The sequence below is a fragment of the Anaeromusa acidaminophila DSM 3853 genome (genome assembly GCF_000374545.1).
GTDB classification, from domain to species: domain Bacteria; phylum Bacillota; class Negativicutes; order Anaeromusales; family Anaeromusaceae; genus Anaeromusa; species Anaeromusa acidaminophila.
The window spans coordinates 19,614-34,422 of sequence record NZ_KB894607.1; the positions used below are offsets into that span (position 1 = coordinate 19,614).

General features: G+C 49.8%; 14 protein-coding genes and 1 riboswitch. All 14 genes read right to left on the bottom strand.

Annotated features, from left to right (window positions below):
* Window positions 1-14 precede the first annotated feature (14 nt).
* Entirely contained in the window at window positions 15-563 is a 549-nt protein-coding gene (locus C508_RS18875) for a 3'-5' exonuclease (RefSeq protein ID WP_018704436.1), read from the bottom strand.
* Window positions 564-587: 24 nt separating this feature from the next.
* Window positions 588-1,472 (bottom strand): 4-hydroxy-tetrahydrodipicolinate synthase, encoded by an 885-nt coding sequence (gene dapA / locus C508_RS0115250; protein WP_018704437.1) that lies wholly within the window; start codon window positions 1,470-1,472, stop codon window positions 588-590.
* A gap of 16 nt (window positions 1,473-1,488) precedes the next feature.
* Window positions 1,489-2,709, bottom strand: a complete 1,221-nt coding sequence (gene dapG, locus C508_RS0115255; protein ID WP_018704438.1) for an aspartate kinase — start codon at window positions 2,707-2,709, stop codon at window positions 1,489-1,491.
* A gap of 24 nt (window positions 2,710-2,733) precedes the next feature.
* Window positions 2,734-3,765 (bottom strand): aspartate-semialdehyde dehydrogenase, encoded by a 1,032-nt coding sequence (locus C508_RS0115260; RefSeq protein WP_018704439.1) that lies wholly within the window; start codon window positions 3,763-3,765, stop codon window positions 2,734-2,736.
* A 47-nt stretch (window positions 3,766-3,812) separates the two neighbouring features.
* Window positions 3,813-4,610, bottom strand: coding sequence for a 4-hydroxy-tetrahydrodipicolinate reductase (dapB, locus tag C508_RS0115265; RefSeq protein ID WP_018704440.1), 798 nt, complete (start codon window positions 4,608-4,610; stop codon window positions 3,813-3,815).
* Between the two features lie 132 nt (window positions 4,611-4,742).
* Window positions 4,743-4,915, bottom strand: a riboswitch (Lysine riboswitch).
* A 48-nt stretch (window positions 4,916-4,963) separates the two neighbouring features.
* Window positions 4,964-5,416: a dUTP diphosphatase gene (gene dut / locus C508_RS0115270; protein WP_018704441.1), complete on the bottom strand. Its 453-nt coding sequence runs from the start codon at window positions 5,414-5,416 to the stop codon at window positions 4,964-4,966.
* Window positions 5,413-6,690 (bottom strand): M16 family metallopeptidase, encoded by a 1,278-nt coding sequence (locus C508_RS0115275; protein ID WP_018704442.1) that lies wholly within the window; start codon window positions 6,688-6,690, stop codon window positions 5,413-5,415. The genes dut and C508_RS0115275 overlap by 4 nt, the downstream gene beginning before the upstream one ends.
* 78 nt (window positions 6,691-6,768) lie before the next feature.
* On the bottom strand, window positions 6,769-8,916 hold the full coding sequence (locus C508_RS18880) for a polyribonucleotide nucleotidyltransferase (protein WP_018704443.1): 2,148 nt from the start codon (window positions 8,914-8,916) through the stop codon (window positions 6,769-6,771).
* 158 nt (window positions 8,917-9,074) lie between these two features.
* Window positions 9,075-9,341, bottom strand: a complete 267-nt coding sequence (gene rpsO / locus C508_RS0115285; protein ID WP_018704444.1) for a 30S ribosomal protein S15 — start codon at window positions 9,339-9,341, stop codon at window positions 9,075-9,077.
* Between the two features lie 174 nt (window positions 9,342-9,515).
* Window positions 9,516-10,454, bottom strand: a complete 939-nt coding sequence (locus C508_RS0115290; RefSeq protein WP_018704445.1) for a bifunctional riboflavin kinase/FAD synthetase — start codon at window positions 10,452-10,454, stop codon at window positions 9,516-9,518.
* Window positions 10,432-11,370, bottom strand: a complete 939-nt coding sequence (gene truB / locus C508_RS18885) for a tRNA pseudouridine(55) synthase TruB (protein ID WP_018704446.1) — start codon at window positions 11,368-11,370, stop codon at window positions 10,432-10,434. Before truB ends, C508_RS0115290 begins: the two co-directional genes overlap by 23 nt.
* Entirely contained in the window at window positions 11,367-12,332 is a 966-nt protein-coding gene (locus tag C508_RS0115300; RefSeq protein WP_018704447.1) for a DHH family phosphoesterase, read from the bottom strand. The genes truB and C508_RS0115300 overlap by 4 nt, the downstream gene beginning before the upstream one ends.
* Window positions 12,329-12,700 (bottom strand): 30S ribosome-binding factor RbfA, encoded by a 372-nt coding sequence (gene rbfA, locus C508_RS0115305; RefSeq protein WP_018704448.1) that lies wholly within the window; start codon window positions 12,698-12,700, stop codon window positions 12,329-12,331. Before rbfA ends, C508_RS0115300 begins: the two co-directional genes overlap by 4 nt.
* A 15-nt stretch (window positions 12,701-12,715) precedes the next feature.
* Window positions 12,716-14,809: translation initiation factor IF-2 (gene infB, locus C508_RS18890; RefSeq protein WP_018704449.1), on the bottom strand; the 2,094-nt coding region annotated here is incomplete at its 5' end.

Here is a 14,809-nt window from a genome sequence, read left to right on the forward strand (position 1 = left end):
TTTTGTAACATTTTTTAAAAAATACGCCGCAGACCTGTTTTGTCAATCAACGCATCCATTGATGCGCATTGCCAATAATCAGCAGCCCGCAAAAGAATTCCGGCGCAAGCCAAGGCGTCACTCTCTGCCTGATGATGCTGCAGAGGCAGATCTAAATGGCTTGCCACAGCGGCCAAATTGTTTTTGGGCAGTTTCCAAGTCTGCCTGGATAATTCCAAAGTGCAAACAAAAAAACTCTTGGCAGGCAAGTCCAGCCCATAGTATTCCAACGATCCCTGCAATACGGAACGATCAAAACGAGCGTTATGCGCCGCCAAGCAAGAACCTTCCAAAAGAGGCCGCACTTCGGGCCAAATATCCTTAAAGCTTGGACAGTTGCGAACCGCAGCGGCCGTTATACCATGAATGGCCGTAAAATCAGCACGAAAATAGTCCTGCGGCGGCCGAATTAACCAGTGACGTTTCGCCGTTATCTTTCCGTCTTTGACAATCGCCAGTCCCAAGGCGCAAGCGCTGGCTGCGTCTCGATTTGCAGTTTCAAAATCAATAGCTACAAACTCCACGTAGTACTTCCTTCCTTGAATACCTTACCCAAGCAGCCCTACCGCCGTCAAACCTTGGCGAATATGCAGCAATTCTCCTTCGCTCGGTTCTACCATGGGCAGTCGAAATTGTCCGCCCGGCAAGCCCAGCAAATTGACGGCTGTTTTCACCGGAATCGGATTGGTCGTAATAAACATTAGTCGAAAAATCGGCAGCAATTCGCCATGAATCCGCATTGCCTCTTCCTTATTCCCCGCATAAAAAGCGGCAATCATCTCTTGCATCCGCTCGCCCACCAGGTGAGCAGCCACGCTGATAATTCCACAGCCGCCAACAGACAGCACAGGCAAGGTCAGGCTGTCATCGCCGCTGTACACTAAAAAGTCCTCCGGCGTTTGCCGTACTACTTCCGCAATCTGCTCCAGATTGCCGCTTGCTTCCTTCAAGGCTGCTATATTGGGAATTTTAGCCAGCCGCGCCACGGTAGCCGGCATAAGGTTGGAACCAGTTCGTCCAGGAACATTATACAGCACTATCGGCAACGCAGTGTTTTCCGCAATCGCCTTGAAATGCTGGTACATGCCTTCTTGGGGCGGCTTGTTGTAGTAAGGCACGACCGCCATCGCGCCATGAATGCCTACTTTCTCCGCCGCCCGTGTTGCAGCAATAGAGGCTTTCGTATCATTGGAGCCAGTACCGCCAATAATAGTCGCTCGATCCCCTACGGCCTCTAAAACCACTTCAAATAAGCGCAGCTTTTCGTCCAGCGTCATCGTAGCCGCTTCTCCCGTGCTGCCTGCGACAACCAAGCCGTCCGAACCATGAGCAATAAGATACTTTGCGATTTCCGCCGCCGCTTTATAATCTACTGCGCCATCTTCATGAAAAGGAGTAATCATCGCCGTCAGCACATGTCCGAAGGTCCTCATGCTCTGTTCCTCCACTTCAATCCGCTAAAGCAAATTTTTCATGCAAAGCGGTTACAGCTTCCACCATTTGCGTTCCTTGTACCAACACGGAAATGGAGGTTTGCGAATCAACCGTTTGCAAAATCATAATATCATTTTCAGCTAACGCCTCTACGAAAGACGCCATTACGCCAGGCACTTCTCCCATGCCGCCGCCAACAACCGAAACCATGGCGCAATCCTCGCGAGTTTCCACCTGCAGACCAAGCTCTTGCAGATATCCTTGCGCCTTCTCCCTCATTGCATCAGCAACGGTAAACATAATTTGTCCGGGATGAACATTGATCAGATCTACGCTGATTCCATGCTGAGCCATCGCCTGGAATACCAACTTGCTGGCCGTTCCAGTCTGCGCTGCCTCCATAGCTACCTTTACGTGAGCAATATGAGGTAAATACGTTACGCCACTGGCGACCCGATCCGAAAGCGCCACTCCTTCAGTGCATTCCTGGGTAACATGGGTAATCAGCGTACCCGGATTATCGGAGAAAGTCGATTTGATTACCATCGGAATGTTCTTGGGCATAACCAGTTCGACCGCGCGAGGATGGATGACCTTCGCCCCTTGATGCGCTAACTGACAAACCTCTTCATAGCTAATGCATTCCAGCATTTTTGCTTGCTTAACAATGCGGGGGTCCGCCGTCATGATGCCATCAACGTCAGTGTAAATTTCTACCAACTCCGCATCCAACGCTGCGCCAAAAGCAGCCGCGCTGGTATCGCTGCCGCCACGGCCAATGGTTGTAATTTCACCATTGGCGCTCATACCCTGAAATCCGCATACTACCGGTACAAAGCCGGCTTCCAGCTCACGATGCAGCCTGCAGGTATCCACTTTCAAGATATGGGCGTTGCAAAAATCTTCATTCGTCACCATGCCCGCCTGACCGCCGGTAAGGGCTTTCGCCGGAATCCCCGCAGCCTGCAGCGTGCTTGTCATCACCACTGAAGAAATCAGCTCGCCGCAGTGCATAATCTGATCCAATTCCCGAGATGCCACCTCCGAGTATACATCTTTGGCCAATGAAATCAGCGTATCTGTTGCATAAGGCGCGCCTTTGCGTCCCATAGCGGATACGACTACAATCGGCGCATAGCCTTTTTCGATGGCTTGCTGCACTTTGCGAACCACTTGTTGTCTGGATTCCGCCGTGGCCACCGAAGTACCCCCAAATTTTTGTATAATAATCCGCATAATAAACTCCTACACTCCTTTTGCTTAAAACATATCTTTGGCGACCATATATTCGGCAATTTGCAGCGCATTTAAAGCGGCGCCTTTGCGAATCTGATCTCCAACAACCCAAAGATTAAGGCCGTGCTCCACCGAACGGTCCGGACGAATACGCCCAACGCGTACATCATTTTCATTGGAGGTGTATAAAGGCATCGGGTATTCCATATTTGCCGGATCATCCTGCACAATTACGCCAGGGAATGCCGCCAGCGCCTGGCGCACTTCTTCGACCGATACAGGCCCTTCAAATTCCAAATTAATCGATTCAGAATGACTGCGATATACAGGCACGCGCACCGTTGTAGGCGAAATGCCAATGGTGTAGTCCCCTAAAATTTTATGAGTTTCATGGACCATTTTCATTTCTTCTTTGGTGTAGTCGTCTTCCACAAACACGTCAATATGCGGAATCAAGTTGAAGGCAATGGGATAATGCTTATCAAGGCTGGCGCTGGGAAGAATATTCGCTACCATCTCGCGGCCTTCCAAGCTAGCTTTCACCTGATCGTTCAGTTCATCAATGGCTTCTTTGCCCGCCCCGGACACCGCTTGATACGTGGAAACCACAATGCGTTTGATCTTCGCCAAATCATAAATTGGTTTGAGCGCCATAACCATAATAATCGTCGAGCAATTCGGATTGGCGATAATGCCTTTGTGGGCGCTAATTGCTTGCGGGTTTACTTCCGGCACCACCAAAGGCACTTCCGGATCCATGCGGAACGCACTGGAGTTGTCAATGACAACCGCGCCGCGCTTGACCGCTTCCGGCGCCAGCGTCTTGCTGATAGAACCGCCTGCAAACAATGCAATTTGCACGCCTTCAAAGGATTCCGGCGTAGCTTCTTCTACGGTGTAAGTCTTGCCCATAAAGTCAATTTGCTTTCCTGCCGACCGTTTAGAAGCCAACAGCTTTAATTCTGCAAAAGGAAAATTCCGCTCCTCTATCAACCGTAGGAATTCCTGTCCGACCGCTCCGGTAGCTCCCAAAATAGCCACATTGTACTTTTTCACGTTAGTAAACCCCTTTCCATTTTTCAAGGTATTTAGATTTTCACTTCTTAATTTAAAATATGTTCCAAACCAACCACTACGCCTTGTAGGCTTTGCACCTTACGGCAGGCAATTACCACGCCAGGCATAAAGGATTCACGCGAAATTGAATCATGCCGAATGCTCAAGGTCTGCCCTAAACCGCCAAATATAACTTCTTGATGCGCCACATAGCCGGGAAGGCGAACGCTGTGAATGCGCATGCCATCGAACTCAGAACCTCTAGCTCCAGCAATGAGCTCTTTTTCATTTGGGTGCCCCTGGGGCAAGGACTCGCGAACTTCTTTAATCAGCTGTGCTGTACGCAAAGCCGTACCAGACGGCGCGTCCAATTTCTGATCATGATGCATTTCTATAATTTCCACATGAGGCAGGTACTTAGCGGCAGATTGCGCCATTTTCATCATCAGCACTGCGCCGATAGCAAAGTTAGGCGCAATAAAGACCGGCGTATTTTGTTCCTGGCTTAAGGCCGTCAATTCCGCCAAATCTTCTTTCGACAAACCTGTTGTCCCCACTACCGGACATACTTTGTTTTGCAGCAATACCCGCAAATTATTCATCACCACTGCAGGACTGGTAAATTCCACAACCACTTCTGGTTTTCGCTCTCTGAGCATCACCGTCAGTTCCCGATCCACCGGCAAGCCAATAGGGCCTGCACCAACCAAAAGACCGGCATCCGCACCAGCCGGCGCATTAGGATCGGCCGCTCCCACTAGTTCTAAATCCTCCGCCGCTAAAACCGCTTTCAAAACCTCGCGGCCCATTTTCCCATAAGCTCCACATACAGCTACTCGAATCACAATAATACCTCCCTATATTCACCAAAATTCCTCGCAATAAAAAACAAGCGGCTGGCAAGAAGAAAACTTCTCACCAACCGCCATGCAAACATGGAGCAAGGTTTTAGGATGCAAAACACTTCGCATCTACCTTGATGAGCTAGCTCTCCACCGGAAATCCGATGACAGTTCCGTACTTATTCAGCCCGAAACCAGCAACTAACACTGGGCGCGTCAGCCACTTCGGCGAAAAACCCTTTCTTTCCGGATCTGCAATGCCCAATCTCCCCGGAAGTACTTTTGTTTTTCGCACCTCTATTCATCCACAATATAAACTTTTGTCTATTGTATAATATAAACGCAAGCTATGTCAACTATTTTTCTCCGGTACTTCCGAATCCGCCCTGGCGTGTCTGCATCGCCGCTTGGTCGTCATCACAAAGAAGATAGTTGTAAAAAATGCCCTGCGCTACCCGTTCTCCTTTTTGCAAAACGGCTTCGGTCGTTCCTAGATTCAACAATGCCAGTAAAATATGACCTTCATTGTCTGGATTGTTATAATAGTCTGCATCGACAATTCCTTGTCCATTTACAAGACAAAGTTTTTGTTTTGTCGCTAGACCCGAACGTATATGCAGCCCCAAATACTCGCCACCGGCCATGTACGCCTTTAAACCTGTCGGTACTAAGACTACTTCTCCGGGCGCAATGACTGTAGTCGCTGCGGCAGCCAAATCATAACCAGCGCTTCCCGGTGTTTTGCGCTGTGGCAAAAGAATCCCCTCATTTTCATAAGAAGAAACTACTTCAAAACCTCGGTTTCTCACGTCATTTCCTCCCCACTCCGATCCGCATAGAGAAATGCTGTATCCTCAATTCCCTGCAGCGGTCCAAGCACCATCAAGCTGGACTGACGCCAATCCAGCCAAGCCGCGGCATTTTCTTTCATTTTTTCCACAGTAACCGCTTCGATCTTTGTCAGCACTTCCTCAAGCGGCACATGCCGTCCCAATGAAATCTCCAGACGTCCCAAGCGTGACATACGACTGCCAGAGCTTTCCAACCCAAGAAAAATAGCGCCTTTCAACTGCTCTTTAGCACGTTGCAATTCAATCTCGTTTAAGCCTTTTTGCGCCATCTCCTGCACAATATCTTTAGTCAAATGCCAAACCTCGGCTAAGTTGGCTGGTCGCGTACTGGCGTATATACTCAACAAGCCTGTATCACTGTAGCTACTGCCGGAAGAATAAACCGAATAAGCCAAGCCTTTTTCCTCCCGAATGCGTTGAAACAAGCGGGAACTGACACCGCCTCCCAACACCTGGCTCAATAGATGCTGGCAATATAAATCGGGATGCCGATAGGAAATGCCAGGAAAGCTCAAAAACACATGCAGCTGCTCTCCTTCTTTTTCCTTCAAACAAGTATGACGACAAAAAACAGGCGGCACTTTTTCCTGGACTTTAGCAGGACGCTGCAAATCGCCAAAATATTCCTGCGCCAATGCCACCACCGCTTGATGCTCTACATTTCCAGCCGCTGCAATGACCATTCGTTCCGGCGTATACTGCTCTTCATAGTAAGTTCGCAATCTCCCGGCCCGCATGAATCCCAACGTTTCCCGCGTACCTAAAATATTGTGTCCCAACGGATGATCTTTCCAGGTTTGCTCAATATGCAAGTCATGCGCCAATTCATCCGGAGCGTCTTCATACATGCTTACTTCTTCCAAAATGACTTCCCGCTCTTTTTTCACATCTTCCTGGGCCAGTTTGGGTCGCAGCAGCATCTCTCCTAAAATAGAAAACGCCAAGGGAAGATGAGTATCTAATACCTTCATGTGAAAACAAGTGTGTTCTTTCCCTGTATACGCATTCAATTGACCGCCTACAGCATCCACTTTTTCGGCTATTTCCTTAGCCGAAAGTTTTTCTGTTCCTTTAAATATAAGGTGCTCCAAAAAATGCGAAGCTCCCGCCAAAGTCACCGGCTCATTGCGCGAACCAGAGGCAATCCAAACCCCCATACTGGCTGAACGCAAATGCGGCAACTGCTCCGTTACCACGCGAATGCCGTTCTTTAATACTGTCTTTTGATACATCTAGGTTCCTCCCAAAGAAAGAGAAGCATAAACCCTGCGGTTTATGCTTCTTTGTGGCGTATATCCGTGCAGGCAGTTTTAGCGACGCGGTTCCGAATTTCCTGAATGAGGTCTTCCGCCTGCGGGCTTGGCGTCTCCTTCGCCTCCGGCCAGAGGCGGCAAAAGCTCGCGCCGGGAAAGATTGACCCGACCCTGACGATCAATCTCCATTACCTTAACCGTAATGGCATCGCCAATATTCACTACATCCTCCACCTTGGCTACGCGTTCGCGAGCTAGGTGCGAAATATGCACAAGGCCTTCTTTTCCTGGTAAAATTTCCACAAAAGCGCCGAAGTTCATGATCCGTGTAACGCGCCCCTCGTAAGTAGCGCCGACCTCCACGTCCATCGTTAAGTTTTCAATGATCTTCACAGCGCGTTGGCCTGCTTCCATATCCACTGCCGCAATTACGACGCGGCCATCATCTTCAATATCGATTTTAACACCGGTTTCATCAATGATTTTCTTGATGATTTTTCCGCCGGGTCCAATGACATCGCGAATCTTGTCCGGATGAATCTGCATGGTAATCATGCGCGGTGCGAATTTCGACAGTTCCGTACGCGGCGCAGGCAACACTTCCAGCATTTTGCCCAAAATATGCATCCGCCCCCGACGGGCTTGCGCCAAAGCGTCCCGCAGGATATCTTCACTCAAACCGTCAACCTTGATATCCATCTGAATGGCGGTAACCCCTTTTTCCGTACCCGCTACCTTAAAGTCCATGTCTCCCAAAGCGTCTTCCAGCCCTTGAATATCCGTCAGAATGGTATAATGATCCCCATCCTTGACAAGACCCATGGCAACCCCGGATACAGGAGCCTGAATCGGCACGCCTGCGTCCATCAACGACAAAGTGCTGCCGCAAACGCTGGCCATAGAACTGGAACCGTTGGATTCCAGGATTTCTGAAACCAAGCGGATCGTATAGGGAAATTGAGTTTCATCAGGCACAACAGCTACTAGCGCCCGTTCAGCCAATGCGCCATGTCCAATCTCACGTCGGCCAGGACTGCGCATCGGACGGGTTTCGCCCACGCTGTACGGCGGGAAATTGTAGTGATGCATATAACGCTTGGACTCTTCTACGCCCAGACCGTCAAGGATCTGCTCGTCCCCCAGAGCGCCTAAGGTCGTAATAGTCAATGCCTGTGTTTGTCCGCGCGTGAACAAAGCAGAACCATGAGTCCGGGCCAAAAGACCGGCTTCCACGCTGATCGGACGCACTTCTTCCAGACCGCGGCCATCGGGGCGCACTTTATCGACCGTAATCATTTTACGAACAATTTTCTTAAGGATTTTTTGAATGATATTTTTGATATCTTTGCCATTTTCAGGATAAATCTCGGCAAAATGAGCCGCGATTTCTTTTTTGGCCGCAGAAGTTGCTTCTTCGCGCTGCAGCTTATCTGGATTAGTTACCGCTGCTCGCAGCATTTCGACGCCAAAGGATTCCACTGCTTCTGCAATGTCTGCAGGCGGTTGGTACAAGGATACGGCGCGTTTAGTTTTACCAATTTCAGCAACAATTTTATCCTGGAAAGCAATCAGCTCTTTAATGACGCCATGACCGAACAAAATCGCATCTAAAATAACAGCCTCAGGCAGCTGCTGTGCTCCAGCCTCCACCATTAGTACAGCGTCACGAGTCCCGGCAACAGTCAGGTTCAAGTCACTGCCTTCCTGCTGCTCTAAGGTCGGGTTAATAATAAATTCACCGTCTTTGCGGCCCACGCGCACGCCGGCAATAGGACCTTCAAAGGGAACGTCCGAAATGCTCAACGCACAAGAAGCGCCCAACATCGCCGGAATATCCGGCGGATTGTTCTGATCTACCGACAGCACCGTAGCAATTACCTGGACATCGTTACGAAAACCGTCAGGAAACAGCGGGCGGATCGGACGATCAATCAAGCGACTTGCCAAAACAGCGGCTTCGCTAGGGCGTCCTTCTCGCTTAATAAACCCGCCTGGAATTTTGCCTACTGAGTATAATTTTTCCTCAAAATCCACGGTCAACGGAAAAAAATCAATTCCTTCCCGTGGTTCCGCCGATGCCGTGGCCGACACCAAAACGGCAGTCTCGCCATAGCGCACTAAGACGGACCCTCCAGCCTGCTTGGCCATTTTACCGGACTCGATAATTAACTCCCGTCCGGCTAATTGGGTCTGAAAAGAATGCATGCGCCAATTCCTCCTCTTTATCTTTGCTCTTCATTATTTTGTACCTTGTACATTTCGACATGCAAAAGAACAATCCTTTTGCTAATCATAATTTATTCGCACTTAAAGCAAAAAATTCATTTTAAGCGCGAAAAAAGCGGGTAGAAACCCGCTTTTCATTACTTTCTGAGATTCAGTTTCTGCAGGATGGTCCGGTAGCGGTCCAAATCCATGTTTTTCAGGTAATTCAGCATGCCTCTGCGCTTACCAACCATTTTCAGCAAGCCGCGACGAGAATGATGATCTTTTTTGTGTTCTTTTAAATGCTCGGTCAGGTAAATGATCCGGGAAGTCAAAATAGCAATTTGTACTTCCGGCGATCCGGTATCCTGTTCGTGAGTACGGAATGATTCAATAAGTTCCTGTTTCTTTTCGTTCGTCAACATAGACGACACCTCCTGTTTTTTATAACCAATCCCCGCTAGCCAAGACGCTCGTCGGAGTTTCGAGCATCCGCGCTATGGTTCCATGGCTTATTACGTGGGTAATTTTAGCATACACACCGAAAAAAGTAAAGCCGAAACGCATCTGAAGCATTTAATTCAAATCATTGCCAACCATTAAAGTTTCTCAGCAGCGAAAAAAGCCGTTGCATTCTCGATGTCCCGCTTAATTTGAGCAATTAACTTTTCCGCTCCATCAAAGCGCTGTTCGCCCCGCAAGCGGCCAAGAAATTCCACTTCCAGTTTCTCTCCATACAAGTCACCATTAAATTGCAGCAAAAAAACTTCCAACCGGCGTTCCACTTCTGCAAAAGTAGGATTCGTACCCACGTTAGCTACACCAGCGTAATACTTACCTTCTACACATACTTTAACAGCATAAACACCATTTTCCGGCACAGCAAGCAATGTTGGCAACTGCAGATTGGCCGTAGGGAACCCAAGCAAACGTCCGCGTTTTTCTCCATGAACGACAGGACCTTCTAAAGAAAATGGTCGTCCCAATAAAAGACGAGCCTCCTCCATACGTCCTTCTAAAATACACTGGCGTATAGCGGTACTACTGATCATTTCACCGTCTTCCGTAACCTCAGGGTGAATGTGTACAGCAAAGCCATGTTCTTCTCCCGCTTGGCGCAACATCGTCGGATCGCCCTGACCTCGGTGACCAAAAGAATAATTCGGCCCTACCACAATAGCTTCCGGTTGCAATTTCCGTATAAGCAGTTCAACAAACTCATCTGGCGACTGTCTCAACAGCTTTTTGGTAAAAGGAAGCAAAATCAGGACGTCTACTCCTAGTTCCTGCATCCACCGTTCTTTTTGTTGCAGTGTCCCCAGTTGGGGCGGACAACGGCGCGGATCTACAATAGACAAGGGATGGTTGGCAAAAGTAAAAACCACAGCTGTGCCGTTTTTTTCTTTCGCCAGCTTTACCGCCGTTGTCACCAATGCCTGATGTCCACGATGCACGCCGTCAAAAGTGCCTAGGGCGACCACGACATGGGCGTATGGCGCCGTTAGGCCCTCTAGCTCATGTAATGTCTGCAAACCCATGATCCTCCTCCGCCATTTGTTCTTTCTGCTGCGGCGCTGCCAACACTTTATGCGGCGCCAATTGCCATAAACGGTCCTGCTGTTCGATGCGGCCAATTCCCAGCAAGCTTTCATCCGCTCGCTCGCACACTCTTACAATTTCACTAGTCACACAGTTCGGCTCCAGCCATTGTTTTTGTCCCAAACAAAAAGCCCGGCTTTGCGCTTCATCTAATAATAGCCGAGGCAAATGCGCAATGGCTCTAGGAATAGGCTGTAGCAGCTCTTCTCGCATTTCTCGAATCTGATCTAAAGAAACTGCGTCTTCCAACCGAAATTGACCAACGCGCGTACGACATAACTCCGTCATGACTCCCAAACAACCGACGGATTTAGCCAAATCAGCGCAAAGCACTCGAATATAGGTTCCTTTGGAACAAACAATCCGCAAACGAGCTTTAACGCCGTCGTAGGCCAATAATTCTAATGCATGTATCGTGATCTGCCGTACCGGCCGTTCCACAACAATGCCTTGACGCGCCAAATTGCACAGCTTCTTACCATTAACCTTAAGCGCAGAGTGCATAGGCGGAACTTGGTCAATGATGCCTTCAAACGCAGCGCAAGCTTTCCTGAGCGTCTCTTGCTCCGGCGCCGGCGCATCACTTCTAGCCACAATTTGGCCGTCCAAATCGCCGCTGTCCGTCTCATAACCAAACTCTACTACCGCTTCATATTCCTTGTCCGTATCGGTTATATATTCAATCATCCGAGTCGCTTTTCCCGCGGCGACCGGCAAGACGCCTGACGCTCCCGGGTCCAACGTGCCGGCATGACCAACTCTTCGTACGCCCAAAGCTCGCCGCACCACGGAAACTACGTCATGCGAGGTCATTCCTACCGGCTTGTGAACATTCAAGAATCCTTCCGTAGTCACATTCCATCCGTCCCTAACATCTTCTTTACTTCTGTCAGCACTTTTCGCCGCATATCTTCTGGTGAATCGCCTTCTATGCTGCAACCAGCCGCCCGAGTATGCCCGCCGCCGCCGAAGGCTAACGCCACTTGACTAACGTCAGTCCCCTTGGAACGCAGACTAACCCGAGCATGCTGATCGTCTTGGAATTTAAAGAGTACGGCAACCTCAACGCCGTCTAGCGTCCGAGGATAATTGATAAAACCTTCCGTACTATCAATACGCGCCGCTACCTCTGGCGTAACGGTGATATAAGCCACGCGTCCTGCCGCCGTTACTTCCAAAGTAGCCAGTACTTCGCGCAAAGCAACTACTTCGGCGTAAGGCCTGGTTTCCAGGGCTTCCGAAATTTCGGCAGGTTTCGCGCCTGCTTCCACCAAAAGCGCCGCCATGCACAGCGTTTGCGGCGTCGTGTTGGCATAGCGGAAAAAGCCGCAATCAGTGGCTATCGCCACATATAGCGCTGCTGCAGCTGACGCAGACAGCTTACATTGAAGCTCTCCCGCCAGCTGCGTAATAATTTCTCCCGTAGCAGCCGCTTTGACATCCAAATACAATTCGTCAGCATATTCCATATTGGAAACATGATGATCAATATTTAGCAGCGGAGCTTCCAGATACTCGCCGACGCGCCCAATACGTCCTTTGTCACTGGCGTCAAGAACCACCAGCAAGTCTCCAGTCAAACGCACGGAATGCTCTGGCAAGCGTTGAATTTTTTCCCAACCAGGCAAGAAACGATAAGCCGGCGGCACGTCATCATCCAACCAAATTTGCGGTTGTTTTCCTAGGGTCTGTAATAATTCCGCTAATCCCAGCAAGGATCCTAAGCTGTCACCATCAGGGTGAACATGGGCGGTCAGCACCGGATTTTGAGCTGCTAACAGTCTTTGCGCTGTTTCTTTCAGCGTCAGCCGTTTCACGAGGAAGCATCCCCTTTGTCCGTACCGTCTTTTTCCAGCTGTAACAGCAGTTTTTGAATGTGATTGCTATAATCTAGCGATTTATCCAAATGCAAAGACAGTTCCGGCGTACAACGCAAGCGGATACGTTTGCCGATTTCGCTGCGCATAAAACCCAGCGCCCGGTTCAACGCTTCCCAAGTAGCTTTTTTCTGTTCATCGCTGCCCATTAAACTCAAAAAGATTTTTGCATGTCGCAAATCCTTTGTCATTTCAACATCGGTAACCGTCACAAAGCCAACGCGCGGATCTTTTATGTCTTTTTGAATGATTTGACTAACTTCCTGTTTAATAAATTCTTGAACCTTATCAATTCGCAATTGCCCCATCGTTTCACCTCCCGTTTACAGGCTCGTGGGACGTACTTCTTCCATCACGAAAGCTTCAATAATGTCGCCTTCCTTGATATCGCGGAATTTCTCTACAGAAATACCGCATTCATAGCCCTGAGCCACTTCTTTAACATCATCCTTGAAGCGGCGCAACGCTTCAACGGTTCCTTCATGCAAGACAATTCCATTACGAAGAATCCGTACTTGTGAAGAATTGGTAATCTTGCCTTCCAATACATACGAACCGGCAACAACCGTTTTCGGCACAGAAATAACCATGCGTACTTCCGCGCGTCCCAAGACAACTTCTTTAAATTGCGATGCCAGCATTCCCGTCAAAGCTGCTTCCACATCGTTAATGGCGTCATAAATGACGCGGTAGGTGCGAATATCAATCTTCTCGGCATCCGCAGTTTTACGAGCATTGCCATCAGGTCGTACGTTAAAGCCGATAATCAAGGCGTTAGCCGCCGAAGCCAGCATGACGTCAGATTCGTTGATGGCGCCGACGCCTGCATGCACAATAATAACGCGCACTTCTTCATTCGTATTTAGTCCCATCAACGCCTGACGCAACGCCTCTACCGAACCCTGTACGTCTGCCTTGATTACGACATTGAGATCTTTGATTTGACCATCTTGGATTTGTTTGAAAAGATCGTCCAGAGAAACCTTTTGCGACTCCTTGATCTCTTCCGAACGTTTCTTGTCTTGACGTTTTTCGGCAACAGTACGCGCCGTTTTTTCGTCATCCACCACGATCAATACATCGCCAGCTTCCGGCACGTCCGTCAACCCCAACACCTCAACAGGCATGGAGGGACCTGCTTTTTTCACGCGGTCGCCGCGATCATTCACCATAGCCCGCACACGCCCATAGGCGCTGCCGGCAATAATTGCATCGCCAATAGTGAGCGTTCCTTTTTGCACCAACACCGTAGCCACCGTACCGCGCCCTTTGTCAAGCTGCGCTTCGACGATCGTGCCCATGGCATTTCGGTTCGGATTGGCTTTCAGCTCCTGCACTTCCGCGACAAGCAAAATCATTTCCAACAAATCGGAAATCCCTGTTTTCTGGTGCGCCGATACAGGCACCATGATGGTATCGCCGCCCCAGTCTTCGGCAATCAGCCCATGCTCCATCAGCTGCTGTTTCACTTGGTCCGGATTCGCCCCAGGACGGTCCATTTTATTGATCGCTACAATGATCGGCACTTCCGCCGCTTTAGCATGATTGATAGCTTCAATGGTTTGTGGCATAACGCCGTCATCAGCAGCCACTACCAGGATCGCTACGTCAGTTACCTGCGCTCCCCGGGCGCGCATAGCGGTAAACGCCTCATGCCCCGGAGTATCCAAGAAGGTAATTTTCTTGCCTTGGTATACAACTTGATACGCGCCAATATGCTGCGTAATGCCGCCTGCTTCTTTTTCCGTCACATGAGTTTTACGAATAACATCCAACAAGGACGTCTTACCATGGTCAACATGGCCCATAACGGTTACTACCGGCGGCCGCGGCTGCAACGATTTAGGATCATCTTCAATTTCTTTTACTTCAGTCGGATCTTCTTCCGGCGGCAACGCCTCTACGGCGGTACCAAATTCTTCCCCTAATAAGCAAGCCGTATCAAAGTCAATTTCCTGATTGATCGTGGCCATAACACCCATCATCATCAGCTTTTTGATAACTTCCCCGACATCGCGTCCGAGCTTGCTCGCCAGTTCCTTAACGCTGAGACTCTCGCCAATGCGAATTTGTTTCGGTTTCGGCATTTCCTGTTTTGGTGCGGCCGGTGCAAAACGCTGACCGCCTCTTTGATTGCCGCCGCGCTGATTATTGAAACGTTGACCGCCCCCAGAACCGCCCTGACGTCGTTGCGGGCCTCCTTGCGAACGTTGCTGCTGCCCACCGCGCTGCCCACCGGCACGCTGCTGTTGACCGCCAAAATTTTCATGCTGGCCTTGCGGACGCTGTCCCTGCTGACCTTGCGGACGCGGAGCCTGTTGGCCTTGCGGACGCGGAGCCTGTTGGCCTTGCGGACGCGGAGCCTGCTGACCTTGCGGACGCGGAGCCTGTTGGCCTTGCGGACGCGGAGCCTGCTG

Bases quoted from the DNA above. Each gene is read 5' to 3' on its own strand.
- rbfA (WP_018704448.1), bottom strand. From the start codon at position 12,700: ATGGGGCAATTGCGAATTGATAAGGTTCAAGAATTTATTAAACAGGAA.
- dapG (WP_018704438.1), bottom strand. From the start codon at position 2,709: ATGCGGATTATTATACAAAAATTTGGGGGTACTTCGGTGGCCACGGCG.
- C508_RS18880 (WP_018704443.1), bottom strand. From the start codon at position 8,916: ATGCATTCTTTTCAGACCCAATTAGCCGGACGGGAGTTAATTATCGAG.
- dapA (WP_018704437.1), bottom strand. From the start codon at position 1,472: ATGAGGACCTTCGGACATGTGCTGACGGCGATGATTACTCCTTTTCAT.
- C508_RS0115275 (WP_018704442.1), bottom strand. From the start codon at position 6,690: ATGTATCAAAAGACAGTATTAAAGAACGGCATTCGCGTGGTAACGGAG.
- rpsO (WP_018704444.1), bottom strand. From the start codon at position 9,341: ATGTTGACGAACGAAAAGAAACAGGAACTTATTGAATCATTCCGTACT.
- C508_RS0115290 (WP_018704445.1), bottom strand. From the start codon at position 10,454: ATGGGTTTGCAGACATTACATGAGCTAGAGGGCCTAACGGCGCCATAC.